The organism is Halobacteriovorax sp. HLS (assembly GCF_004006665.1).
Lineage (GTDB): Bacteria > Bdellovibrionota > Bacteriovoracia > Bacteriovoracales > Bacteriovoracaceae > Halobacteriovorax.
In genome coordinates this window covers 336326-361607 of sequence record NZ_QOCL01000014.1, presented here as the reverse complement: position 1 = coordinate 361607, position 25282 = coordinate 336326, and the positions used below count along the sequence as shown (strand labels likewise).

Annotated in this window: 23 protein-coding genes and 1 riboswitch; of the genes, 9 read left to right on the top strand and 14 right to left on the bottom strand. The window is 34.2% G+C overall.

From position 1 onward, the window contains the following. Positions 1-126 precede the first annotated feature (126 nt). On the top strand, positions 127-762 hold the full coding sequence (locus DPQ89_RS15720; RefSeq protein ID WP_127717987.1) for an MOSC domain-containing protein: 636 nt from the start codon (positions 127-129) through the stop codon (positions 760-762). Here DPQ89_RS15720 and DPQ89_RS15715 read toward each other — a convergent pair. Further along, positions 759-1250 (bottom strand): hypothetical protein, encoded by a 492-nt coding sequence (locus DPQ89_RS15715; RefSeq protein ID WP_127717986.1) that lies wholly within the window; start codon positions 1248-1250, stop codon positions 759-761. The genes DPQ89_RS15720 and DPQ89_RS15715 overlap by 4 nt on opposite strands. A 113-nt stretch (positions 1251-1363) precedes the next feature. On the opposite strand from DPQ89_RS15715, the gene DPQ89_RS15710 reads away from it, so the two are divergent. Then, complete coding sequence (locus DPQ89_RS15710) at positions 1364-1897, top strand: inorganic diphosphatase (protein ID WP_127717985.1); 534 nt, start codon at positions 1364-1366, stop codon at positions 1895-1897. Positions 1898-1910: 13 nt separating this feature from the next. Here the strand turns inward: DPQ89_RS15710 and DPQ89_RS15705 are convergent, their stop codons facing one another. Further along, the gene (locus tag DPQ89_RS15705) at positions 1911-2270 is read right to left on the bottom strand and encodes a response regulator (RefSeq protein WP_127717984.1); all 360 of its coding nucleotides are present in this window, start codon (positions 2268-2270) and stop codon (positions 1911-1913) included. A 223-nt stretch (positions 2271-2493) separates the two neighbouring features. Between DPQ89_RS15705 and DPQ89_RS18795 the strand changes: the two genes are divergently transcribed. Beyond that, a complete protein-coding gene (locus DPQ89_RS18795) occupies positions 2494-4206 on the top strand; it encodes an ABC transporter ATP-binding protein (protein ID WP_127717983.1) in 1713 nt (570 codons plus the stop codon). Positions 4207-4240: 34 nt separating this feature from the next. On the opposite strand, the gene DPQ89_RS15695 is transcribed toward DPQ89_RS18795, so the two are convergent. The 8 genes from DPQ89_RS15695 to DPQ89_RS15660 all read right to left on the bottom strand — a co-directional run bounded on the left by DPQ89_RS15695 (position 4241) and on the right by DPQ89_RS15660 (position 11984). Beyond that, complete coding sequence (locus tag DPQ89_RS15695) at positions 4241-4966, bottom strand: WecB/TagA/CpsF family glycosyltransferase (protein WP_127717982.1); 726 nt, start codon at positions 4964-4966, stop codon at positions 4241-4243. Further along, positions 4905-6137, bottom strand: a complete 1233-nt coding sequence (locus tag DPQ89_RS15690; protein ID WP_127717981.1) for a glycosyltransferase — start codon at positions 6135-6137, stop codon at positions 4905-4907. Before DPQ89_RS15690 ends, DPQ89_RS15695 begins: the two co-directional genes overlap by 62 nt. A gap of 112 nt (positions 6138-6249) precedes the next feature. Continuing rightward, positions 6250-7014: a glycosyltransferase family A protein gene (locus tag DPQ89_RS15685; protein ID WP_127717980.1), complete on the bottom strand. Its 765-nt coding sequence runs from the start codon at positions 7012-7014 to the stop codon at positions 6250-6252. Then, on the bottom strand, positions 7011-8447 hold the full coding sequence (locus DPQ89_RS15680; protein ID WP_127717979.1) for a hypothetical protein: 1437 nt from the start codon (positions 8445-8447) through the stop codon (positions 7011-7013). The genes DPQ89_RS15685 and DPQ89_RS15680 overlap by 4 nt, the downstream gene beginning before the upstream one ends. Beyond that, positions 8437-9009, bottom strand: coding sequence for an acyltransferase (locus DPQ89_RS15675; RefSeq protein WP_127717978.1), 573 nt, complete (start codon positions 9007-9009; stop codon positions 8437-8439). Before DPQ89_RS15675 ends, DPQ89_RS15680 begins: the two co-directional genes overlap by 11 nt. After that, a complete protein-coding gene (locus DPQ89_RS15670) occupies positions 9003-10316 on the bottom strand; it encodes a lipopolysaccharide biosynthesis protein (protein ID WP_127717977.1) in 1314 nt (437 codons plus the stop codon). The genes DPQ89_RS15675 and DPQ89_RS15670 overlap by 7 nt, the downstream gene beginning before the upstream one ends. Further along, a complete protein-coding gene (locus DPQ89_RS15665; protein WP_127717976.1) occupies positions 10306-11100 on the bottom strand; it encodes a hypothetical protein in 795 nt (264 codons plus the stop codon). Before DPQ89_RS15665 ends, DPQ89_RS15670 begins: the two co-directional genes overlap by 11 nt. After that, a complete protein-coding gene (locus DPQ89_RS15660; protein WP_127717975.1) occupies positions 11097-11984 on the bottom strand; it encodes a glycosyltransferase family 2 protein in 888 nt (295 codons plus the stop codon). The genes DPQ89_RS15665 and DPQ89_RS15660 overlap by 4 nt, the downstream gene beginning before the upstream one ends. A gap of 205 nt (positions 11985-12189) precedes the next feature. On the opposite strand from DPQ89_RS15660, the gene DPQ89_RS15655 reads away from it, so the two are divergent. Then, a complete protein-coding gene (locus DPQ89_RS15655; RefSeq protein ID WP_164848470.1) occupies positions 12190-13341 on the top strand; it encodes an MraY family glycosyltransferase in 1152 nt (383 codons plus the stop codon). Here DPQ89_RS15655 and DPQ89_RS15650 read toward each other — a convergent pair. Then, positions 13338-13982 carry a hypothetical protein gene (locus DPQ89_RS15650; protein WP_127717973.1) on the bottom strand — a complete coding sequence of 215 codons (645 nt, stop codon included), beginning with the start codon at positions 13980-13982 and terminating at the stop codon, positions 13338-13340. The two genes, DPQ89_RS15655 and DPQ89_RS15650, sit on opposite strands and share 4 nt — an antisense overlap. Before the next feature lie 258 nt (positions 13983-14240). Between DPQ89_RS15650 and DPQ89_RS15645 the strand changes: the two genes are divergently transcribed. Then, complete coding sequence (locus tag DPQ89_RS15645) at positions 14241-15224, top strand: YheT family hydrolase (protein ID WP_127717972.1); 984 nt, start codon at positions 14241-14243, stop codon at positions 15222-15224. A 27-nt stretch (positions 15225-15251) separates the two neighbouring features. Here DPQ89_RS15645 and DPQ89_RS15640 read toward each other — a convergent pair whose 3' ends face one another. Next, complete coding sequence (locus tag DPQ89_RS15640; RefSeq protein WP_127717971.1) at positions 15252-16763, bottom strand: serine protease; 1512 nt, start codon at positions 16761-16763, stop codon at positions 15252-15254. 202 nt (positions 16764-16965) lie between these two features. Beyond that, positions 16966-17910 (bottom strand): LysR substrate-binding domain-containing protein, encoded by a 945-nt coding sequence (locus tag DPQ89_RS15635; RefSeq protein ID WP_241558868.1) that lies wholly within the window; start codon positions 17908-17910, stop codon positions 16966-16968. Positions 17911-17963: 53 nt separating this feature from the next. Next, positions 17964-18062: riboswitch (TPP riboswitch) on the top strand. Here DPQ89_RS15635 and DPQ89_RS15630 point away from each other — a divergent pair. From DPQ89_RS15630 to DPQ89_RS15615, 4 genes are all read left to right on the top strand, one after another. Next, on the top strand, positions 18052-19479 hold the full coding sequence (locus DPQ89_RS15630; RefSeq protein WP_127717969.1) for a sodium:solute symporter: 1428 nt from the start codon (positions 18052-18054) through the stop codon (positions 19477-19479). Its footprint overlaps the riboswitch before it by 11 nt. A 114-nt stretch (positions 19480-19593) precedes the next feature. Beyond that, positions 19594-21885 (top strand): NADP-dependent malic enzyme, encoded by a 2292-nt coding sequence (locus DPQ89_RS15625; protein WP_127717968.1) that lies wholly within the window; start codon positions 19594-19596, stop codon positions 21883-21885. Between the two features lie 2 nt (positions 21886-21887). Further along, on the top strand, positions 21888-22271 hold the full coding sequence (locus tag DPQ89_RS15620) for a Rid family detoxifying hydrolase (RefSeq protein ID WP_127717967.1): 384 nt from the start codon (positions 21888-21890) through the stop codon (positions 22269-22271). A 1-nt stretch (position 22272) separates the two neighbouring features. Beyond that, positions 22273-22911 (top strand): YdcF family protein, encoded by a 639-nt coding sequence (locus tag DPQ89_RS15615; RefSeq protein ID WP_127717966.1) that lies wholly within the window; start codon positions 22273-22275, stop codon positions 22909-22911. Positions 22912-22914: 3 nt separating this feature from the next. Here the strand turns inward: DPQ89_RS15615 and DPQ89_RS15610 are convergent, their stop codons facing one another. Further along, positions 22915-25206, bottom strand: a complete 2292-nt coding sequence (locus DPQ89_RS15610; protein ID WP_127717965.1) for a hypothetical protein — start codon at positions 25204-25206, stop codon at positions 22915-22917. Positions 25207-25282 lie beyond the last annotated feature (76 nt).

Genomic DNA, 25282 nt, shown 5'->3' with positions numbered 1-25282 from the left:
GATAAATATCGGATAGGTCTCGCTCTAATCTTAAAAAAAACTCAATTCATCAAGAATATAAGAAATTGCCAACCTAGAAATGAGAGTTAATACTATATATAGAATTTATCAAGAAACGGACAAACTATGAATTTCACTATCAATGCGCTATATATTGGGAAGCCCCAACAATTTAAAAAGCCTGGCCTCAAAAGCTCTATTAATAGACAAGAAGTATCGGAGATTAAGATTTCCAACAAACTATTAATTGGTGATGAAGTTTCTAATAAAAAATATCACGGTGGAGCAAATAGAGTTCTTCACTTCTATCCTATTGAGCATTACCAATATTTTCAAGAGATTTACTCTGGCACTTTATTTATTCCTGGCAGTATTGGTGAGAATATTTCCACTAAAGGTCTAAATGAATTGAATGTAAATATTGGAGATATTTATCAAGTAGGAAATATAAAGTGTCAAATTACAGAACCACGTTTTCCATGTGGAATAATAGACCTTCAATTTGAAATAAAGTCACTTCACAAAGAGGCACTCTTTGCTCGAAAGCTAGGTTGGTTTTCGAATGTTTTAGAAGATGGAACGATTACGACTAAAGATAAGATTACACTCTTAGATAGACCCTACCCTAAGCTCTCTCTAGATAGGGTAATAAATGCTTTAAATGAAGATAATCAGGAAAAGGTACTAGAGGAGATGATCAAGAACCCTATTCTCTCAGCAAGCTGGAAGAATAAGGCCTTAAAAAAAATAGAATTATCTTAAATCTGATTCATCTCTTGATTTGTTTGAAAACCTTGACTTTGGTTTGTAATAGCATCAATTATCGATTGAGTTAACTGATCATCACCCTTACCCTTTAGGTTTTTCTTAATATAAGAAAGAAGTTTAAGTTGAATATCAAGCTCTTTCTTTGCAAGCTCTTTTAATAACTCATTAATTTCCTTAAAAGCTTTGTCATCAGGACTATTAAGCGTTTTTAAAAATGCTGAGAATGCCCTATTTTTTTGGGCCCTTACAAAAGTAAACTCAGTAATATAAATTTTAATCGCATCTAGAATTTTTAATTTTTCTTCATTTTCAATTTCGGAATTCTTTAGTATTTCGAGGAGCAATTGAGCAATCATTGGTTTACTTAAATCTGGAGCAGTTGAGAGTTCAACTTTAGTTTGCATACTCATCTCTTTCTTTGTTTCAGTCATGGCACAAGAAGAGATAAGTAGTAGTATAATAAGAGAGCAAAGTGTTTTCATATGTAGCCTTTTAAAGTTATTAAAATAAAAAAAAATTATATTAAATGATTAAAAATTCCTAGCTTTAATTTGGCCAAGATAATGTATAATGAGCTTTAACAAAGGATATTTTTATGGACCCATGGCATGATATAAGTTTAGGTGACGATGTACCACATACGTTCAATGTTGTAATTGAAGTACCAAAAGGATCAAAGAATAAATACGAGCTTGATAAAGATACAGGCATGATAATGGTTGATAGAGTTCTTTTTAGCTCAGTTCACTATCCCGCCAACTATGGATTTATTCCTAAAACTTATTGTGAGGATAACGACCCCCTAGATGTCCTAGTTCTTGGTCAAGAACCAGTTTACCCATTAACAATAATGAAAGCGAAACCAATCGGCTTGATGAAAATGATGGACCAAGGCGAAGCAGATGATAAAATAATTGCTGTCCATGCCAACGATCCTGAATACGCTCACTATAATTCGATAAGCGAACTTCCTCCTCACAGAATCCATGAATTAAGAAGATTTTTTGAAGATTACAAGGCGCTAGAGAAAAAAGAAGTCATAGTTTCAGACTTTCTTGGACCAACACATGCAACGAAGTGCCTTGAAGAGGCCATAGATCTATATAATAAGACATTTACAAAGAAATAAAAATTGAGCGCTTTTAGGCCACTGTGCCTAAAAGCTTTTCAGTATAAGAAAGAACTTCCTTAAATTTAATTGGTTTTCTAAAGACTTTTTTCACGTTTGTTGGAACAGTTGAAGTTGTATCATCAAAATAACCCGTAACAAGAATAATTGATAATGAATCATTAAATCTTTTTATATTAGCTGCCATTTCCAGCCCATCTCCATCATCCATTAAGACATCAGAAATAACTAAATCATAGACATTTTGCTCAACTAGCCTATAGCCCTCATTGCCACTGTAAGCAACCGTAACGTCATGTCCTTTCGCTCGATAGAGATCCGCCATCATGTCACAAATAACTCTCTCGTCATCGACTATAAGAATTTTACTCATAATTAGTCCTCGATTTACGAACTATTATATCTCGATAATTCATAACTATCTGCATAATTTTAAGTTTAGTTGAGTAAAGATTCACTGCCTCTCATTAACTTTTATATAATTTCAATAAGTTAGACAAAGAAAAGACTATATGCAACAAAGTCAACTATTGTCTATCTAGCTACTTTATTATAGAAATGTAAATTACCGATTATATTAAACAACGGGAAAGAATATGTCCGAAATTATTTTAAGTATTAAGAACCTAACAATTGAGTTTAAAACCGAAGATGAGACAGTTAGAGCTGTTAAAAATTTAAACTTAGATATCCCAAGAGGAAAGACTGTTGGACTCGTTGGTGAGTCTGGTTCCGGTAAATCTGTTACTTCATTAGCAATCATGGGATTAATTCCATGCCCTCCTGGTAGAATAGCAGAAGGAGAGATTCTCTTTAAAGGTCAAGACCTAACGAAGATGACTCAAGAAGAAATGAGAAAGATTAGAGGTAATAAGATTGCCATGATTTTTCAAGAGCCAATGACTTCACTCAATCCTGTTTACACTGTTGGAAATCAAATTGATGAGGTTCTAATGCTTCATCAAGGAAAATCAAAAAGTGAAGCAAGAACTAGATCTATTCAACTTTTAGACGAAGTGGGGATTCCTGAACCAGCTGAATCTGTTAACAAATATCCGCATCAAATGTCTGGTGGTCAAAAACAAAGAGTTATGATCGCAATGGCAATGGCCTGTGAACCAGAACTTCTTATCTGTGATGAGCCTACAACTGCACTAGATGTTACTATTCAAAAACAAGTTCTCGAGCTTATGTTCGAACTTCAAAGAAAGCACGGTATGTCTATGCTATTCATCACTCACGATCTTGCAGTGATTGCAGATATAGCTGATGAAGTAGCTGTTATGTTCAGAGGTGACCTAGTTGAAGAAAATACAACAAAGGAACTTTTTGAAGCTCCTAAACACCCATATACTAAAGGGTTGTTAGCTTGTCGTCCTTCTTTAGTTGAAAATCCTAAAAGACTAATGACAGTAGAAGACTTTGTTAAAGAAGGCGCTTTAGAGAAGTTAGATCCTCTTAAAAAAGAAATCAAAGTTCCACGTCCAATTGATGAAACAGAAAACCCAGTTATTTTAGAAGTTAAAGACTTTAAAAAGTTTTTTCCTATTAAGGGCGGGCTTTTTGGAAGAACTGTTGATCACTTTAAAGCTGTAGATAATGTAAATATTAAAGTTAGAAGAGGTAGAACTCTTGGACTAGTTGGAGAATCTGGTTGTGGTAAGACTACTCTTGGTAGAGCGATCCTAAGACTGATCGAGCCTACTGCTGGACAAGTTTTTTATCACGGTCAAGACATAACTAATATCAGTCATGAAGAGATGAGACTTCTTAGAAGAAAAATGCAAATTATTTTTCAAGACCCGTACTCTTCACTTAATCCAAGAATGACAATTGGAGATATCATCACTGAACCAATGGTTATTCATGGTATTGGTGGGACTAAGAAGGAAAGATATGCAACAGCAGCAGACCTTCTTGAAAAAGTTGGTTTAAGTGGTGACCACTTAAATAGATATCCTCATGAATTTTCTGGTGGTCAGAGACAGAGAATTTGTATAGCGAGAGCACTAGGTCTTCAACCAGAATTCATCATCTGTGATGAATCAGTTTCGGCACTAGACGTTTCTGTACAAGCACAAGTTTTAAACCTTCTACAAGACCTACAAGAAGAGTTTAACTTAACTTATATCTTTATTTCTCACGACCTTTCTGTTGTGAAGTATATTTCAGACGAAGTATGTGTAATGAATAATGGTCAAATTGTTGAGTATGCATCTTCAGATGAAATCTACAAGAACCCTCAAGATGAGTATACTAAGAGACTTCTTAGTGCAATTCCTAAAGGTGTTCCGAAAGAATTACAGTAATATTATAAATGCCGGTGTAATTTCGTTGCATCGGCTATTTCTTCTGTAGCCAATAATAAAATATCTTAAAACTCACTAACACTCTCTTTACTCTAAACCATTTTGGTTCAACTAAAAATCTCCAAACACCTTCAAGACCTATATTCTGAATAAATACAGGGGCACGCTTTACAGCACCGGCCACAAAGTCAAATGTTCCACCAGAACCTACAACAACTTTTACGCCAAGTTCTTCTAGATATTCCTTATGAGCATCCATCCAAAACTCTTGCTTGGGAGCACCAAAGCCAACAAAGAGATAATGAGGACGAAATAGTTTTATTCTATTTAAGATTTGTTTATTGTGTAACTCTGGAAACGGATAATCTGCTAATACAGGAGAAAAGCCTTCTACTTGTATACCATACTGTTCCCTAATATTATTTACGGCCATGCGATTAACATCCTCGCGACAACCTAAAAGAAAAATTCTTTCTCCATTCTTTCTAGCGGTTCTGCAACAATCATAGATAAAATCGGAGCCTGATATCTTTTCAATTTCCTCATTCTTATAATCTAATTTTGCTAAAACATGAGGAATTTTACCATCAAAAGTAGTAAAATTATTATTCATAATTTCTTGCAGCTTTGGTGTTTCATTTGCTTTGATAATGATCTCTGAGTTAGCAGTAACAACTAACTTCAGGCCTTTCTCATCATTAAGCAGCGAACTTTTCTTCAGTGCTTTGAATTCGATATTTGCGAACTTCACTGCTACCATTAATTACCTCAGTTATGTTATTTAAATTATTTTTCCAAGTATATTTAACTTTTGCTAACTCTCTGGCTTCACCACCAATATGTTCCCAAAAGTCTTTATCTGTGAATAATTGCGTAAGAGAATGCAGCTGATCACGTGCTGTATCGGCTTTACAGTAGTGCATCTGATCAACAATCTCAATTCCTTCTGACCCAACTGAAGTCGTCACAAGAGGAATTCCCGTATAAAGAGAATTAATTGTCTTTACTTTCATACCGCTTCCAAATCGAAGCGGAGCAATCAATACCTTTGTTTTAGATAATTCATTTTCTAGGTTCTCTACAAAACCATGTAATTCAACATTTTCATATTTATTGCAAAATTCTGCAAAATCTTCAGAGGCACCTTTCCCAATTATAGAAAGCGTTGCTTTTGGAAACTTAAAGTGGAATTCATTCCAAACATTTGAAATAAACCATCTTAGACCATCTTCATTGGGTTGCCAGTCTAATGAACCGACATAACTAATCTGCTCTTGGCAAGAATCAAAACCAGGATGATAGAATCTTAACAACCCATCATCACCAAGATGAAATGTTTCACGAAACTCCGTACTAGGAGCTAATTTCTTCAACTCTAAAATGTCATTTGGAGAAGCCAGCACAACATTTGATTTCTTACATATTTTTCTTTCGTACTGCCTGATTCTTTTACTTTCAAAGAAAAGGAGAAACTTCTTAATCACATTAGTTGATAATTTTGAGTATCTACTCCACATCAAAAATTCAGCATTATGTGCATGAAAAATTATTTTTCCTTTATAATCTTGAGGTATATATTGAAACATCAAAAAATGGTCAACAACAACAGTATCGTAATTATAAATATTTTTTGATAACTCTACTTTAAAACTAGAAGAGTAGTTTCTAAAAACACTAAGCGGCTTTCTCGCAAAGAGAGACTTAAGAAAGTTAACAATAGTCCTAGGTTTATCAACAACTTCAGAAAAAGTCTGACTAACCTTAACCCTAGACATAAATTCTGGAATTAAAGAGACTTGATCTTTTTTAATAAGAACGCCTAGAGATAGGTCATACTGATTTCCAAAATGCTCAATCATTTTGAAAGTTTTGATCTTTCCACCACTATTTGATGGAAATGGTAATTGCGGAGTTAAAAATAATAACTTCAAAAGGCTCTCCTAGTATTAAACTTATCGGAGTAAAAACCTTTTAAATGAAGAAAATTAACTTAAAAAATATAAATGGTACTTATCGCCCACAGCTCAATATTAACTAAATATTTCAAGACTTTACCATTATTAAATACCTCGCAAAGCGAACCAAATGTCTCAACTTTAAGTACCTAATTAGCTTAATGAAGTGCTTTGCATAGTATTTTTTAAAACCAACCAACGCCCTAGGAGATTTACCTATAGTCTCTCCACCATGCTTATAATAATAAACAAGGGGCTCTTTCACTACGTCACAAGTATTTCCATTAAAAAGAATCCGTGTCCACATATCCCAGTCCTGGCAACTAGGAAACTCCTCATCAAAGAGACCGGCCTCAATTAATGAAGACTTTCTAAGCATCACAGATGGACTACAGACAAAGCAACGATCAACAATCGATCTCCTTCCATCGCCTGCAACACTCTCTCTATTTTCTCCAATTTTAACTTTATTTTCGTCAACAACATCCGCCCACGTATACACCAGTCCAAGAGACTGATCACCTTTTTCAAAAACCTCTAATTGTTTTTCTAATTTTGTTTCAAACCACTCATCATCGTCATCAACAAGAGCTATAAATTCCCCCCTAGCTAATCGAATTCCTCGGTTTCTAGAATGAGGTGCGCCACTATTTTTCTCATTAGATAGATAAGTTATTTTCTCAAATGAATTAGAAAATTTTTCTATTACTTTTTGATATTCATCTTGAGCAGGAGAACAGTCATCAACAACAATAACTTCAAATCCCTTGTACGTCTGTCTTTCTATTGAAAGTAGAAGTCTTTCTAAATAATCATATCTCTTATATGTCGGAATAACTACAGTCACTTTCATAAAAATTTTATCTCCAAACGATGATTACCACGAACCATAAACCTACTTAATTCACCAGAAACAGTTATCGCTTTTCCTTGTGAAGTAATATCTTTAGAAAAATGAAATTCCACATTCTTATATCGAATTACCCTAGAGCTAACCACTTCAGCACCTCTAAAGAAAAAATACGGCGTTGAAAACAAAAATGGCAAGAAATGATCTGAATTTATCACGATACTGGATTCATTGAAAATATACTCTCGTCGCAAACTACCAAGAGGAGACTTCACAATTAAAAAATTATCAACAAATTTAGAACGGGCGCGCTTTCTTATTGAAATATCAAATAAATTATTAATAGGAAGAGGAACATCATTTAAGTTGTAACAACTATGTTGAAACTGCTCACCACCGTATAGCGGAGTTATATTTTCATTCTCATATTGGATAAAAGGAATTGGCAAATCGTTTGTCCAATAACCGCCTACACATGACATAACACTGAAGTACTTCTTCTTTAATACTTTAAAGGAATCGTCGGAGTACTGCTGTGATTGATTTTCTTCAGTTCCAGAATGCTCCTGATAACACAAACTAGCTTTAGTAATAAAATAAGAACTAAAACAGAAATAGTCTATATAATTATTATAAGGATACCACCCATAGAATTTAGGATCATTCATATCAACAAGGTATGGTTTGACTAGAGGCTGATTTAACATGAGAGGTAAATCATTATAGAGTGATACTTGTTTTTCTAGAAGAGATAGCACAAGTTCAATCTCTTGCACAAGGCTCATGTTACAAAGATCTTGTGCTAAGACGAGTATGTACAACAATGTTGAATATCCAAACGATTGATTCTGACCACGACCGACAAATAATGTCTCCCCCGTTGGGGAAATAAAATTTCTTATAAAGTTAACACCAAGTCGAAAAGATCTTAGAAGCTCTTCATTTTTAGTTAGCTCATAACTCTCTGCAATCATCGCCATAGAGAAGCAATGATACTGAAAGGATTTAACACCAATATCATCTAATATAAGTCCACTTGCTAGCTGATATTTTTCTATCTTATTAAGTATTTCACTTAAACCAGAGTCAGAATTATCAAGAAGAACTCTATTTCTTAACAATGTCCAATTTGTACATGGTGTTCCCTTAAATTTAAGAGGAAAAAAGTCTGATTTAAACTCTTCACGTAAGCGAGACGTTGTCATTGCATAGTTGTTGAACTCAAAATGAAACTCACTATCTTCTTTATCCTGTTGCCTATAAAGTTCAATCAAATAATTCTTACATTCTTCGGACAACATATCTTTCAAGTCTAAAGAAGCAATTGCAAAACATTCTCCATAAAAGCTTCTATATTTAGAAAACTCCTTACTATCACAAAGCGTAGTTATTCTATTATTTAAAAAGTCACTTAAAGAAGTTAGTCTATTTTTCACGGACTTCTCTCGCTGGAATACCGACTATAACTGCTCCACTGCTATAAAAAGACTTTGTTACAACAGCACTACAGGCTATAGTTGAATTGCTAGAGATGGAAACGCCTCCAAGAACTTTACTTCCATGCCCTAACCAAGCACCAGCCGCAATACTAATCTCTCCACAATCTACATAATCCTGATCCATGATAGCACTATTGTCGCCTATTCCATGTTTCCCATTATTCATCAAGCAAAATGGCGCAACTAAAACTTTTTCTCCAAGAGATATTTTTGAAAATGCTTGAATATGTGTATGAGAGTTGATGCGACAATCATCTTTAATCTCTATCCCACCACCTTTAGGATGACACTGTAGATAAACACCTTCATCGATTCTTACATTATTACCAAGAGAAATTTTCTCAGGACATGAGATACGAATACTACGCGGAATGGTTAGAAAACGCCCATCCCTTCCCCATCTTATATTGTCACCATACTTAAGGAACTTCTTTTTATATTGATTACGAAAGTACAAATAGAAACAAAGTCTATCAAAAATCTTTTCTACTATTAACAAAACTTTCTCCTTATAACATCACATAACTTTTTCAAATCATCTCCATAACCAGAAGTTAGAACTAACTTGAAGCCCATTTTATTAAATTCAAAATACAACAGAACTATCCACACTAATGAATTTATTATATTTGCAATGGCAACTCCTCTAGCACCATAGAATATAGAACTTAGAGAGTAAGTTATCACTGTTATAAAAAAAACAGGTATATTAACTTTAAGAAACAATTCTTTTACATTCCCCTTCATCTGAATAACTGAAACCATTGGAGAAGCAAGTGATTTCACGAGGAGTAGTCCTATTACAATACATTTCGTGTAGAAAAATATTTCAGAAACATCATTTTGCCCCGTGACTATTTCTAACAGAAATTCTCCAGTAAAAAAAAGTCCTGCCAGCATAAGAGCAGAAGCAATTATTGATATCCTAGTAAAAGAAGAACTCACTCTTTCGATCTCCAAATGATCTTCAACATTTGAGATGGCCACAGAATTTTGAAACCCTAAAATAGCAGGTGCAATATTGGCAAAATTCCCACACGATAATGCCACATTATAATTACCTATAGTTCTAAGTGGAGAAATAAAGGAGAGAAAAATTGTATCTGCGCGATAAATGAAATATGTCACGCACGCAATCAAATGTGTCCATAAAGAATAATCGCTAATATTCTTATAGAATTTAATTGTATCAAACTTTATAAACTGTCTTACCAGAGCTGTTTTCACCTTTAAACTTTTTTTAAGAACTATGATCCATGCAACAGATACGACAAATAAAACAAAAATATCTTTAATAAAAAGATATTTAAGATTAGGATAATAAAAAAGTCCTCCTAGTAATACAACATTCAATACATACCTAAGAAATGAAACCTTACTAACTAAATCATGTCTAAATCTCGAAGTTGCTAGCAATACAATTGGAGCAGAGAGAAAGTCTAAGCTAAAGACTGCAAAAATTGAGCCTACCGCATAATAGAATTCAAAGTTCGAATGTTGAAAGCTAAGCCCGATCGCTAGCACTAGACTCAAAAAGAATAAGACAATCATTTTATAAAGACTAAACGCAAGAAAATGTCCTAACTCATCATCATCAAACTTCTTATGATCTCTAACAATTATTGCCTCATAAGAGAAATTGAAAATATTTACTAGAGCGTAAAAGCCTGCGACTATTCCAATAACACCATAACTCTCACGTTCAAGCATTCTAATAATGAAAAATGAAGACACAAATCCAGAGAGAATTTGAAAAAGCTTCTCTAGAAAAGAATATAATATATTATTGACTAATTTATCTTTCACTTATTTCACACTCGACTTCCCACTTTAGGACTTCACCTTTCTTAAGCTCAATCATAGGGAATGCATTTGGATTGAAAATATTAATTATTCTACTTTTAAAGGGGTTCTTTTCTCCTCGGTACCATAGGCAATTCTTAATAGGTTTAAAATATAATAAAAAGTTTGTTAACCATTGCGGAAGAGGTCTAGTCATAAACCACTTACTACATAGTTTAATTACTTCTTTGTCCGATCTGTTAGGAATCATTCGAGCATGAACAATCCACTCTCCATGACGAGATCTTACGTACATATTTTGTTCAAAACCACTTGGGGCCTGAAACTTCTTTACCTGCAAATTTATTTGATATTTTTCACCGAAAAGCTCTACTCGATCCGTTGGATACATATGATAAAGGTTTGAATTGTCACAAGAGAACTCTCTTGCTGCTATTTTCGCAGTAGGAAAGAATTTGTCTTTAAATCGAAACCTTAAAACAAAGTCCATAAGTGGGATATCTTCCAAAACTTCTAGCTCTAATTTTCGACTAACTTTTGCGTCGTCTAAGTTTTCTATTAATTTAATATTAAAGGCACCATCCTTCATAAGAATTTTGGCGCCATACTCATGCGAACTTTCTTTGACTATTTGTTTTTCATCTTCTACTTTGTATCTGTATCCAATACCGTCTTCAAGGCTATAAAATGATGATGTATCTGACGTCTCGACGCCCCATGGATTTATCAAATTTTGATTCTTATAGAATATAGATTGAATTACATTTTTTCCTATCTGCCATCTCATTTGAACCCCCTCGAAAGAAGAACACGAAATGGTCTAATAAAGAACTGGTCAAAGGTAAGGATAAAGTAAATCCCCTTACCTACCCATAGAGGGTATCTTATATTAAGCTTATCTCTAACCTTATAGAAATACTTATTCATAAAATAGTTTGTATAGTAAAGAGTCCAGTAAAATCTCTCTAAACGACTTACCCTTTGTCCGCCTGACTTAACCTCACTTAAATTCATATGTATGCAATGAACATCATTAGTGACAAGAATTCTCCCCCCGTTACAAAAGAGGTTTAACTGGAAATCACTTTCCTCGCGAAAACCATTCCCTTTAGAGTAAAAAACATCAAAAGAATATTTTTCAAGCAAAGATTTCTTCGTTAAAAAAATTGCATGAGTAAAAGGAACTTCAATATCGGTTCTATGTATTGAGTCAGTCTTTATTTGAAATCTAAATTTATCGAACACAACATCATTATTTAAACCATCTCCAAATCTTGAGAGTGAAGACTCAAAGCTCTCTCCAACTTCGCGGTAAAAATGTCGTCCGGATACAACGTCTGCACCACTTGATAATAATTTTTCCAAACAAGTTTTTGCATATAATTCGCCAAGAAACTCATCATCATCACAGTACATCACATACTCATTCGACGCTTGCTGATAACCTAGCTTCCTTCCGTAAGACGCTCCAAAGTTTTCATTATTTCTAAAGTACTTCGTTTGAATCTCTGGGTACTTTTTAGAAAATTGATCAACAACTTCTTTAGTGTCATCTTCCGAGCAGTCATCAATAAAAATCACCTCAGAGACATCTTCCTGTGTATAAAAAGTGTCTAAGACCTGCTTAAGGGCATATGCCCGATTAAATGTAGGAACAATCAATGTTATCAAGTTAACTCCTTGATATGATTATAGACATCATTAGGGTTCTACGTTTTAAAAGGAAAAAAATTCATTTATTTTAGATATTTAACTTTCTAGCCGATAATGCTATAAACAACTGTAATAATTAAAAAGTTAACAACAAAAAAACACTTTCTTAACCTATAAAATTAGATTTGGAATATAATAGTTTATGATTTTACTAGATTTCTTAATGAACCATAAGATTCTTCTCATTGGAACAGTCCTAATAAACCTAGGACTTCTCTTTACTGTAGCTAGGTCTAGAAGTATTAAGAACACTATCCTCCGAGAACTTTTCTACATTCCAGCAAGAAAATCTAAAACAAATGCTGTTGTCTTGGGTGGACTGGCCCTTTCATTTTCAACGCTCTTTGTAGTTTACTATTTCTATTCGAACTCCCTCATGATCACTTTAGAAAAATTCTCAAGCCTTGGGTTTATCCTTTCGATTTTTCTAGTTACAATTCATGGTTATCTTGATGATAAGTTTGAGATATCCCCAAGAATAAAATTATTAAGTCAGCTCTTTGCTGTTATGACCTTTTCTCTTTTTCTAGTCATTATTCTTCAGCGCGAATTCATCATCTTCTTTATACCTATTGCAGTGTTTTGGGGATTTGGAACTCTTAATGGGAGTAATCTTTTAGACGGGTTAGATACGATGACAGTTAAGGTCTCTTCTGTTGTCTTTCTAACTTTTTACAGTATTGGCTTTCTTTATAATATTAAAAACATTATCCTGATTACGCCTCTACTATATATTGGGATCTGCTCTTTTTACTTCTTTAACAAAGAACCTGCAAAAATACATCTGGGAGAAATTGGAGCCAATCTTCTGGGACTCACTTATATTTTCCTATCATCTTTGATTTATATCAACACATTTAAAGAAATTGGACCGTCACAGGCAATCTTCCTCTCTCTTCTACCTCTTTCAATTCCTATGATTGAACTAGCGGTTAGCTTCCTAAGAAGGCTTTATTTTAAGAAGTCTCCTTTTAAGTCAGATAGACTCCATATCCATCATATTCTCACTAGAGAAAGAAAATACTCTGCGAGCAAAGCTGCATCAGCAACAGCTCTAATTTTCTTAGTACCTACTCTTGTCTGTCTTTTCATTCTTCAAGACAACGTAGTTTTAACCTACTTTATTCATGGATTCTCTTCAATGGGGCTTTATATTTTAGTTTGCTATAAGTATTGGAAAAAAGATCATGATCTTGAGATGCAAGAAAGTATTGAAGTTGGAAAAAACTTAAAGTCAAAAAATATAAAATTAATCAGCAGTAAGATTGTTGAAGACTTTGAAATTATAATCGACTCAGAACAAAAGAAAGACTAAGGAGTTTGAATCAAACTCCCTCTTAAGTCTATGCCATTACGATCAAAGTGATTATAAACCTCTTCAACAATTTTATTTTCATTATCTTCAAAGTAAATAACGCTCAAACTTTCGATGGCCGATACTATAGGGCGATATATATTTAAATTTTCTTTTATTGTTTCTAATTCAGGTAAGTCAAAAAATATTACATCGGAATACTCTTTAATCGTTGCTAAAATTGACTCCAAAGAAATCTTCTCATCTGATGCTAGGTCCATGATACTTTCCATATCAAAAATATACATGCCTTCAAATTGATAACCAGTAACAACAACTCCATCACGAGTAAGAATTTCGACTTCCATTGCTCCGGCGATAAGAGGCTTAAATACTCCATCTAAACTATCGGTAATCAAACTAGTTTTTTGAAATTGAACCTGAGAGAAGTAGCAAGCAACAGCTAACATGGCCTTTTGTTGAGAGTTCTTATACCCAACTGTTGAAAATGCAAAACTTGATATACCCTTTTGAGAGTATTCTTTAAAAAATCCCTTCGCCATTTGAAAAGACTCCGCTTCATTCTTAAACTGAATTCGGGAGTGCTTTCTCGCTTTGGAGGATACTTCTAAATTTGAATCTATAGTTAATGCTAAGCTCATAAAATCTCTTAATGTTTACTGAAAGTTAACTAATTCTTATCTTTAACTTTCACCTACTTCTCGGCACTTTGAGAATATATCTTCAACATTTATCAAGTTTTGCGCGATTTCAAAGAGTTGTAATTTTTAACTTAACTTAAGATATCCACCACGTACTCTTGAATATGCCACCTGTTCTAGGCAGGAAATTCTTCCGTCTTCGTAGAATTAATCATTTAGGCTAGAATTATAAGAAAATTTAAACTAGAGTTAGATACTATGCCACTAATTAAAGAATCCACATATAGACCGTCTAAGTTAATGAAAAATGGTCATATTCAGACACTTTACCCTTATTTTTTCAGAAAAGTTAAGGATATTAACTTCTCAAGAAAGAGACTTAAGACTCCAGACAATGATTTTCTCGATATTGATATAAGTGATATTAATTCTTCTAAATTGATTGTTCTATCTCATGGTTTAGAAGGCTCAAGTGATACTCAGTATATTCGAGGAATGACTAGACACTTTAATAATTTAGGATTTGATGTGGTCTCCTGGAATATGAGAAGCTGCTCAGGAGAGCTAAATTGGACAGAGAAATTCTATCATGCGCTGATGACAAGCGATCTTGATCAGGTTATTGAATTTTCGAAGTCAAGAAAGTCTTATCAGGAAATTAACCTAATTGGTTTTAGTCTTGGAGCAATTCTAACAAGTAATTATCTTAGCGAAAAAGCTCAACAAGTAGATCCACTTATAAAGAAAGCTACTGTGTTTTCTACTCCTTGTGACCTCTATTCTTCTGTTAAAGAGCTTTCGAGACCAATGAATAAAATGTATCTAGAGAACTTTCTAAGTACCATGAGAAAGAAGATTCTCCTTAAACACAACACGATTGGACTATCTAAAGTTGATGTTAAACATATTGGTAAAATCAAAAGCTTTGAAGAGTTTGATAATAGATTTACCGCTCCCCTACATGGCTTTAAGGATGCATATGACTATTATGAAAAAGGAAGTTGCAAACTTAAGTTAAAAAATATTGCGATACCAACTCTAATGGTTAATGCAAAGAATGACCCGTTCTTAGGTAGAGACTGTTTCCCTATAAAAGAAGCAAGGGATAATGATAATTTATATCTTGAAATCCCAAAGACTGGTGGTCACGTAGGTTTTTTTGAATCAATTAGAAAAGATATTCTTTGGTCTGAACTTAGGGCCCAAGCTTTTATCATGGATGAAGATATTATTAAGAGATAAAAAATCCCCTCAAAAGAGGGGCTTTTTTTATTTAGAAAATTTCATTTGATAGTTATTAGTAGCACCTTTGTAACCATAAACTTTTAAATAGTAAGTTCCCTCATTAACAGTCTTCGAAATACTTTCGAAATCTTTAGTCGTAGTTGAAGAGGATAGAACCTTTCCCGCAGAACTATATAACTTTAACTCAATATCACCTTTGCTATTAGAAAAGTTTAACTGAGCTTTAATAGTCGTAGTTTTAGTAACAGTAAACTTATAGTAGTCTACATCGTTTTTATAATCAATTGATTCTGAGAAGTCCGCACTAGAACTCAACAAGTTTGCAGTACTCATTGTATTATCAGAAGTTGGTGCACTTACAGGGGCCTTAACCGTTACAGCTAAATCGTAACTATTTATTGCTCCTTTATAACCAAAAATTACAAAGTATGCTTTAGAACCTGTCGAAACAAAAGAAAAGCCTTCATTATTACTAGATGACTCAACCTTTGAAATCACGTTTCCAGATGAGTCCACTGTGAATAAATCTAAGTCACCTTTTGAGTGAGTAAATGTAACGGTGATGTCAACTTTAGAACCTCTTTTTGCGTTTATTGAGAAAAAGTCTAAATCGTCAGTACGAGAAACTTTTAACCCGGAAAGCTTTTGTGTCTTACCTGATAGAGTATATGCTTTAGAAATAGTATCATTTGGTTCTGTTTTATCAGTTGTAGTGTTAGTTCCTGTAGAAGAACTAGATCCAATTAGAGTTGGAAACTTAGCTTTAATCGTCGGAACAATTTTAGACATAGGGACAGCATAGTTTTCATAACCTCTTCCCATTCCATTATTACCATACCCAGCATGATGAATGGCCACTACTTTATGAGTTGAAGAATCAAATACTGGAGACCCTGAAGATCCTCCTAAAGTATCTGCATTATGAGTGTATTCATCTTCAACTTTAGTGATACTACCTTTCGAATATTTTTTAGAGAAGTCACATCCTCTTTCAGAATAATAATCACAATTTTGTTGTACTATATAAATTCCTGTTCCTTGTCTTTTCGCAACTGAGTCAATTTTTACAAATCCAAATTTTCTACCAGGAGCACCAGAACACTTAAGTAATGCGAAATCATACTTTGCACTATTCATTAGAAATGTTGAACACTCATAAGTTTCCCAATCGCTTGGAGAAACTCCTTTTAAATGTCTAAAGCTTGCTGTCACTCCTTCTGCATGATCTCTTGAAGGGATACAGTGCTCATTTGTCATTAAAACATCTTCAGAAATAAGAAAACCTGTACATCTAGAACCCATAACTGGAAGAGTGATGTCTGCAACTGGACTAGACGCCTTTCTGATAGAATTTGTAGAAGTTAAAGTAGTGATTTCTTTCCAATCCAAATCACCGATAATGATTTGTGAATCAAAAAGCTCCATTGCGCCAACTGGCCCTTGGTCCTGTTTTCCACACGAAATGAATAAAGTAGTCATTAAAGTAAGTAGAACTAGTAAAGTTTTGTGGCCGTTTTTCTTCGAGGTGATCATCATAGTAGGACTCCCTTTCCCAAATATGAAATTCTAGGAGCTGGTCCTAGAAAAGTTGAAAAAACTATACCGATTCGATAGGTCTTTGACCTGTAGTTTTTACTAACATCTTCTTTCATAAAAAAAAGAGACTGGTTTTAAGTATTTCAATCACTTAGACATGATCACGTTTTTTGAGGGAGTGCGTTATGACACTCCCCTAGATCTATTTGAATTCAACAACAGAGAGTTCTTCGCCTTTATGGGAATGAATTTCTTTAGGTAATACAGAAACAATTAATTCCTCTAAAGCATCTATAATTTTTTCTTTCAAGAATGTTCTACCATAGACAATAGATACTTCTCTAGTCGGTACAGGTTTTCTAAATGGCTTAACCATTTTCTTTCTTGCAGCGCTAAGATCAAGTGTCGCCAGGTGAGGCAAGAGAGTATAGCCTGAACTTTGAACGACAAGATTTTTTAATGTCTCTAAGTTTCCCGATTCAAATCTCAAATTCTTATAGCTTCCTCCATCAAAGTTCATTGAGCAAACTTTCAAGACCTGTGCTCTAAAGCAATGACCTTCGTTCAAAAGCCAAAGACTTTCATCAGAGAGTTCACTTTCTTGAATTTCAGACTTCTTATAAAGTTCATGATCTTGTGAGACAAATAAGTGAAATGGTTCATAGAAAAGCACTCTCTCAATTAATGCTCCTTCATGAAGAGGTGTTACTAATATTCCCGCGTCGATCTCTTCCCTATCAAGAAGATCTATAATTTCTTCAGTTTTAAATTCTTCAATAATAAGCTCTACCTGCGGATATAAATCGGCGAACTTCTTGGCAAATAATGGAATAACATAAGCTGCAAGAGTTGGAATTACTGCAAGTCGAAATTTACCAGAGATCTGACCGTTATTATCCTCTAAGATTGTATGAATTCTATTATATTCTTTAATCACAACCTGCGCTTGCTTAACGACCTTCTCTCCATCACTAGTAGGAAGAATGGGTGATTTAGATCTATCAAAAAGAATAACCCCTAATTCATCCTCTAACTTTTGCAACTGCATACTCAGTGTTGGTTGGGTAACATGACACTCTTTAGCTGCCTTACCAAAGTGGCGATGTTTATTTACGGCCACAACGTATTCTAATTGAGTTAATGTCATGAAAAATCTCCAATTTTGTTGATAAATCATTATAATAAAGTTATTTCTTTCCTACAACTAATCAGGGGAGCTTTTGGCTGAGAGGAGTTTATGACTCGACCCTATAACTTGATTCAGGTAATGCTGACGTAAGGAGACTCGATGAAAAATTTTTCACCAACATTAAATTTAGTAGATATTATTACCCCCTTAGATTGGGTTATTTTTTCTGCAGTTCTACTACTTACGGCGGCAAGTGTAATCTGGGGAAATTCTTTAAAAAAGAAAACGCCTACTGATAAAGATGAAAACGACTACAACTACTTAGACCTATTACTTATGGGAAGACAACTAACCTTGCCTCTTTTCGTAGCGACTTTAGTTGCAACTTGGTACGGTGGTATTTTTGGTGTGACTAAAATTGCATTCAATCAAGGAATATTCAACTTTGTTACTCAAGGTGCATTCTGGTATGTGGCCTATTTGATTTTCGCATTTTTCTTAATTGATAAAATTAAAAGCTATGAAGCGCTAACACTACCTAACCTTATTGGAAAAATGTTTGGTCCAAAATCAGAAAGGCTAAGCGCGGTCTTTAATTTCTTCAATGTTCTACCTATCGCCTATGCAATAAGTCTTGGAACTTTTTCTCAAATGATTTTTGGAGGAAGTTTATGGGTTAATACAACTATAGGAATAACTTTTGTACTCCTCTACTCTATGTGGGGGGGTTTTAGAGCAGTTGTTTTCTCTGATTTAGTTCAGTTCTTTGTAATGTGCTTAGCTGTAGCCCTTATCTTAGGATTAAGTGTTTTTAACTTTGGGGGAATTTCATTTTTAAAAACTAATTTACCTGAAAGCTACTTTTCTCTAACAGGTACAGTAGGTGTCGCAACCACTTTTGTCTGGGGCTTTATTGCGCTTAGTACTCTAGTTGACCCGAACTTTTATCAAAGGTGTTTTGCTGCAACCTCATCTAAAACAGCTAAGAAAGGTATCCTTATCTCTACATTTATTTGGTTCTGTTTCGATATATGTACAACCTTTGGTGCAATGTATGCTAAAGCAGTTATTCCTGAAGCTGACTCTGCTCACGCATATTTAATTTACGCGGCTCAATTACTTCCAAATGGATTAAGAGGCTTTATGTTCGCGGGAATTTTAGCGACAATCTTATCTACCATCGACTCTTACCTTTTCTTGGCAGGCACAACCTTGGCCTTTGACCTTGCTCCTAAAAAGTTTAAGAATAATCCGCTAATTCACCACATAGGTGTTGTGCTAGTTGGTGTCATTGCAGTTATTATGTCCGAAGTTTTTAATGGAGATATTAAAACCGTTTGGAAGACTTTAGGTAGTCTCTCTGCTGCATGTCTTCTCTTTCCTGTTCTTTTTGGTTACCTATTTCCGAACAGAATAACTGACAATCAATTTGTTGCAGTATGTCTTTCTGGAGTCATTACTACATCCTACTGGCGCAACGCAAATCATCATGGATTCTGGGCAAATGTGGATGAACTCTATATTGGTGTGGCCACGACTGGTCTTTTACTGATATTTTTCTATTTTAAGTCCATAAAAAAAGCTTAATCTAATCAACTCGGCGCGAAATCATTTAAAAAAAATCTCACCTTTTCGTGCCATTTTCTATTCTTTGAATTATTCTTTAAGGCCACAAATACATATTTAAAAAAGGATGTTTCGATGACTACGAAACCTACAAACGAAGAAAGAAATAAGCAGGCCCTCGCATACCACAGCGGAGGAAGACCAGGTAAAATTGAAGTGAATCCAACTAAGGCATGCCTTACAGCGGAAGACCTCTCTCTTGCATACACACCAGGTGTAGCAGCTCCATGTCTTGAAATTGCAAAAGACCCTGAAGCGGCATTTAAGTATACCAGTAAAGGCAACCTTGTTGCTGTTATTTCAAATGGTACTGCAGTACTCGGACTTGGAGACATCGGAGCTCTTGCAGGTAAACCTGTAATGGAAGGTAAAGGTGTCCTCTTTAAAAGATTTGCAGATGTTGATGTATTCGACATCGAAGTTAATGAGAATACAGTTGAGGGCATGGTAAATATCGTTAGCGCTCTAGAGCCAACTTTTGGTGGAATAAACCTAGAAGATATCAAGGCTCCAGAATGTTTTGAAATTGAAAAGCAACTTATTGAGAAAATGAATATCCCAGTATTTCATGATGACCAACATGGAACGGCCATTATTGCTTCTGCTGGGTTTATAAATGCCGTAGAAATTGCTAATAAGAAAATGGATCACGTGAGAGTTGTCTTTAGTGGTGCAGGAGCTGCTGCTATGGCATGTGCTAAACTGTTCTACAAGCTTGGAGTAAAAAAAGAAAACCTTCTTATGTGTGATTCTAAAGGTGTAATTTACACGGGCCGTACTGAAGGAATGAATAGTTATAAAGAAGAATTTGCAACTGAAACAACGAAGAGAACTTTAGCAGATGCAATGATTGATGCTGATGCATTTATTGGTTGTTCAGCTAGAGGCGTTCTCACTGGTGATATGGTTAAAACAATGGCCAAAGATCCAATCATATTTGCAATGGCAAACCCAGAGCCAGAGATTTATCCTGACGAAGCAAAAGCGGTTCGTGACGATGTTATCATGGCGACAGGTAGAAGTGATTTTCCTAATCAAGTTAATAATGTACTAGGGTTTCCATTTATTTTTAGAGGTGCTCTCGACGTAAGAGCGACTAAAATTAATGATGAAATGAAACTTGCCGCCGTTAAGGCCCTTGCTGATCTTGCAAGAGAAGAAGTTCCTGAGGAAGTTAAAATGGCCTACTCCGGTCAAGAGTTTAACTTTGGTAGAGAATACCTTATTCCTAAGCCTTTCGATACAAGAGTATTAACAAGAGTATCGCCTGCTGTTGCTAAAGCCGCAATGGATTCAGGTGTTGCCAAGAATCCTATAAAGGATATGTTTGAATACGCAAAAGATCTTGAAGAAAGACTAGGCTCTTCAGCAAGATTCTTAAAGAGCTTAAGAGATAGACTATCGTCAAGGGTAAAAGCAAAAGGCAAGAAGACAAGAGTTGTTTTCGCCGAAGGTGCAAATACGAGAATTCTAGAAGCTGTAAATATTTTAAGAGAAGAAGGTAGAATCGAGCCAGTTCTTCTAGGAAAAACTGAAATCATTCACGCTCGTATGGATAAGCTTGGACTAGAGTCTCTTAAAGATATTGAGATTATTCAACCGTCTAAGCATCCAAAGTTTCAAGAGTTCTATAGAGAATACTGTTCAATGAAACAAAGAGATGGAGTTAGTATTTATCACGCAGAAGATAAAATGGCCCAAGAGAACTACTTTGGAGCAATGATGGTTAGAAAAGGTATGGCAGATACAATGCTATCTGGCCCAACCCTTAGTTACCCCGAATGCTTCAAGCCTGTTATTAATGTGATAGGAACTCAAGAAGGAACAAAAGCTGCGGGTGTATACATAATGATTTTCAAGAATAGAATTTTATTCTTGGCCGATACTACAGCGCAAGTAAGACCTACTCCAGAAGATCTTTGCGATATCGCAAGATCAACTGCTAAATTATTTAAGCAACTTATTAACAGAGACCCTAATATTGCATTTGTGAGCTTTTCAAACTTCGGTTCGAACTCACATCCAAATGCGAAGAAAATGAAAAAAGCAGTTAAGCTGTGTCACGAAAGATACCCTTCTCTTAAAGTTGAAGGTGAAATGCAAGCAGATGTTGCTGTAAATGGATTCATTAGAGAGAAGTTATTTGAGTTTTCAGACATGAAAGGGCCGGCAGATATTTTAATTTTCCCAGACCTTAACTCTGCAAATATAAGTTATAAACTTCTACAGCAGTTAAGTGAAGCAGATGCAATTGGTCCTATTCTAGTAAGTATGAAAGACACTGTTAATATTATACAAAGAACTGCACCTGTTTCAGAAATTTTAAATATGAGTAATATAACTGCGCTACTGGCAGAAGAGGAGTAAACATGGCCTTTACTAAAAATATTGTAAACACTGACCAGGCACCAGCTGCTGTTGGAACATACTCTCAGGGTGTAGAGCATAACGGAGTTTTCTACTTCTCTGGTCAGATTGGTATAGACCCAAAGACTTCTGTGCTACTGGAAGGTTTTGAAAACCAAATGGAACAAATCCTCAAGAATATTGATGGCCTACTAAACTCACAAGGTATTGATAGAACACATATTATCAAAACAAGTATTTTTGTAACTGATCTAGGAAAGTTTAATATTGTTAATGAAGCATATATTAAGTATTTCGAAGAGCCTTACCCAGCGAGAAGTTGTGTAGAAGTACCCAACCTTCCAAAAGGGGCCCTGGTAGAAATAGAGGTAATAGCGGCAAGATAATATGTTTAAAAAGAAGTATATATTTGAAACTAAAAGAACGAAGTTCCTTCGCTATTTTCAAAATAGTCTATTTGTTCTTTTAGTTTCAACAATACTTTACGCTATTATTTCATTACTCTTTATTTTAACAGCTAGAAACTTAAATCAACAAACAACTCAGAACTTTTTTAATCTCTCTCCTGACTTAATCGTTGTTTTCACAGGGGACTCGGGAAGAATTCCGCTCGCCATTGAAGTGGCGAAAAAGTACAAACAAAGTAATATCTTCATTACTGGAGTCTACTCAAGCAACTCTGTAGACTCTTTACTTAAGCCATTTGAGCTAGATGGCTCCTTTGATTCAAATATGCTTACAATTGATTATCTTGCTAGAAATACAGTTGAGAATGTAATTTCTACACTTAGACATCTACGTGAGAATAATGGAAATAAGAAAATTATTGTGATCTCTCATGATTATCATATTATGAGAATTAAACTAATTTTTAATGAATTGATGGATAGTGATGAAAATGTTGAAATTAACTACTTCGCAGTAAATGCTGATTATTCAAATCCAAGAAATATCAAGATTATGTCCAAAGAACTATATAAGTGGATAAGAACTTATGCATTCTTACTACTTTGGTCACCGGAATAGAAATTAACAATTTCGTGTTATTCGTATACGCTTTTTAGATTCACTAGACTCAAGAAGTTCTGCGAGTTCTTCTCTTTTGGCATTTAACTCTTTTCTCATGTCTTCATTTTCAATCTCAGCAACACTTGGAAGATCTACTTTAAGATTTTTTGCTCTCTCAAGACGAAGAATTAAATTAATCTCATCTAACTCTTCTTTTAGAATTAAGTTCTTCTTCTTAAGCTCTTCATCTCTGGCCTTACTAATATCCCTACTCGAAATTGCATTCTTAATCTCTTTCTTCTTTCTAGTTAAGTCTTTATAAGAATTTGAAAGAGCAATTCCCTGCATTTCATTATTCTTCATAAGTTGAATATTCTGAGCAATGATTTGCTCTATATCTTTGTGAAGTCGCTCTTTTTCGACGATAGCTTGTTCTTTCTTTAAAGAGAGTTGTTTACCAACTTTTTCTAACTCTACTCGCTCTTGTTTCAATTTTTTATAGTTTTCTTGAAGTTTATTAACTTCTTCAATCTTATAAGAAGATTCATTATTACTCTTTTCGTAGCTTGATCTTAAAGAAGATATTTTCTCTTGTTCACCAGCAAGCTCTTTAAGTAACACTTCTTCCTTCTTAGCAGTACTCAGCTTCTTTTGAGACAACTTGTTAATTGATCTCTCTAAACTTTCCTTCGTCTCTTTTAGAGACGATAGATTCATCCTTGATATTTCAATACTAAAGTCGAGTTTATTTTTACTTTTTACTAAACTATCTTCCTTGCCTATCAACTCATCATTTTCAACACGAACCTTATCTAATTCTAGAGTTAGAGTATTGAATTGAGCTTCACTCATAAATACTTCATTTGCTTTAAGATATATTCTTTGACTAAGGTCTGACTTTTCATTCTCTTCTACGAGCTTCAACTCTTTCAAATGAATCAATTCCTTAGTCAGATTTTCTTTCTTAAGAGTAAGTTCATGAAGTTCTTCAGATGCCTTATGATTTTCTTCACTCAACTCTTGCTTGGTCTTTAATTCTTCTAAGACAACTACGTTTTTCTGTTCAATTTCAATCAAGCATGACTTCACATCATCTTTTGTTAATGCGAGCTTCTTAGTTAGCTCCTGTATTTCAAGGCGTTGCTTCTCAATCTCACTACTTAATTTACTTTTTTCAGTTGTACTACTTTCTAGACTTTGTTCAAGTCCATTGAGCTGCATCTTCTTATTAATAACTTCTTGCTTAAGTTCATTAACAGTTCTACTAAGCTCTCTCTTTTCACTTTCGATTAACTTAATCTCAGCTTTAATCTCATTCGTACAATGATTAAGCTTAGATAGAGATAAATCTAACTCATCCATCTCTTTTTCAATACTCGACTTAGCTACAAATATTTCTTGTACCGATTTTCTTAGCAAAGAATATTCTTTATTTTTAGATTCAATACTAAACTTTAAATCTTGATTTTGAAATTCGAGATCTTGAACCACATCTCTTTGAAAATCATGCTCTTTTCTTGCTTGAGATATTTCATTTTCAAGTCTATCTCTACTTTCTTCTTCTTTGTTGTTTAATTCTTTAAGCTCTAGAGATTTTTCTTTATATACTTCTATATCTTTTTTAATTTTTTCTATATTAAGAGTACACTCAATATTATTTGCTTCTATTTCATCAACTTCATTATTTAAAAGTTGAATTTCTTTCTGAATTGCTTCCCTATGTGAGCTCTGAGTTCTAACTTCCCTTTGCTTTAAGTCAAAGATTACTTTCATTCTAGAAACTTTCTCTTCAAGAGAACCAAAGCGTTGTTGAGAGAAATCTAACTCTTGTTCTGATTTTTTTAGAAGGTTGCTAGAATTAGAAATCTGAATATTTAATTGATCAATTTCTTTTTCAATATCAAAACGTCTTCTTTCTATTTGAGACTTTTCATTTCCAATAACTACAATTGAAGAGAGTATTTCTTTATTCTTATCTTCAAGAACTTCCTTGGACTTCAGAAGGATACTTTCATCCAACTTCTTTTGCCTTAATAATTTGTCATGGTTTAGAAACTTTTCATAAACTAGCTCGACTTTACTCTCTAGTTGCTGATTTTCTTTTTTTGCCAAATTATTAGAACTTATTAACTTAGTGTACTCTTCTTTTAATTTATCAATTTGAGAAACAAGATCTAGATAGGTCTCACTAAGAAGATCCTTACTTTGAAGGTGAAAGCTAGCACGCGCGGCCTGTCGGTCTTTCTTTTTCAAGTAGTCATTCACTAAACTTGTAAATGTCTTCTCAATAATAGATTGCTTTAAACTTTTCACACATCACTCAACTTAAAATGTTTTTATAATACTCTTGCACATTTTCTCACTTCATATAAGAAAATGACAGGGTGGG

Coding starts and splice junctions, on each gene's coding strand:
- DPQ89_RS15720 (WP_127717987.1), top strand. CDS start 127: ATGAATTTCACTATCAATGCGCTATATATTGGGAAGCCCCAACAATTT.
- DPQ89_RS15715 (WP_127717986.1), bottom strand. CDS start 1,250: ATGAAAACACTTTGCTCTCTTATTATACTACTACTTATCTCTTCTTGT.
- DPQ89_RS15710 (WP_127717985.1), top strand. CDS start 1,364: ATGGACCCATGGCATGATATAAGTTTAGGTGACGATGTACCACATACG.
- DPQ89_RS15705 (WP_127717984.1), bottom strand. CDS start 2,270: ATGAGTAAAATTCTTATAGTCGATGACGAGAGAGTTATTTGTGACATG.
- DPQ89_RS18795 (WP_127717983.1), top strand. CDS start 2,494: ATGTCCGAAATTATTTTAAGTATTAAGAACCTAACAATTGAGTTTAAA.
- DPQ89_RS15695 (WP_127717982.1), bottom strand. CDS start 4,966: ATGGTAGCAGTGAAGTTCGCAAATATCGAATTCAAAGCACTGAAGAAA.
- DPQ89_RS15685 (WP_127717980.1), bottom strand. CDS start 7,014: ATGAAAGTGACTGTAGTTATTCCGACATATAAGAGATATGATTATTTA.
- DPQ89_RS15665 (WP_127717976.1), bottom strand. CDS start 11,100: ATGAGATGGCAGATAGGAAAAAATGTAATTCAATCTATATTCTATAAG.
- DPQ89_RS15655 (WP_164848470.1), top strand. CDS start 12,190: ATGAACCATAAGATTCTTCTCATTGGAACAGTCCTAATAAACCTAGGA.
- DPQ89_RS15650 (WP_127717973.1), bottom strand. CDS start 13,982: ATGAGCTTAGCATTAACTATAGATTCAAATTTAGAAGTATCCTCCAAA.
- DPQ89_RS15645 (WP_127717972.1), top strand. CDS start 14,241: ATGCCACTAATTAAAGAATCCACATATAGACCGTCTAAGTTAATGAAA.
- DPQ89_RS15640 (WP_127717971.1), bottom strand. CDS start 16,763: ATGATGATCACCTCGAAGAAAAACGGCCACAAAACTTTACTAGTTCTA.
- DPQ89_RS15635 (WP_241558868.1), bottom strand. CDS start 17,910: ATGACATTAACTCAATTAGAATACGTTGTGGCCGTAAATAAACATCGC.
- DPQ89_RS15630 (WP_127717969.1), top strand. CDS start 18,052: ATGAAAAATTTTTCACCAACATTAAATTTAGTAGATATTATTACCCCC.
- DPQ89_RS15625 (WP_127717968.1), top strand. CDS start 19,594: ATGACTACGAAACCTACAAACGAAGAAAGAAATAAGCAGGCCCTCGCA.
- DPQ89_RS15620 (WP_127717967.1), top strand. CDS start 21,888: ATGGCCTTTACTAAAAATATTGTAAACACTGACCAGGCACCAGCTGCT.
- DPQ89_RS15615 (WP_127717966.1), top strand. CDS start 22,273: ATGTTTAAAAAGAAGTATATATTTGAAACTAAAAGAACGAAGTTCCTT.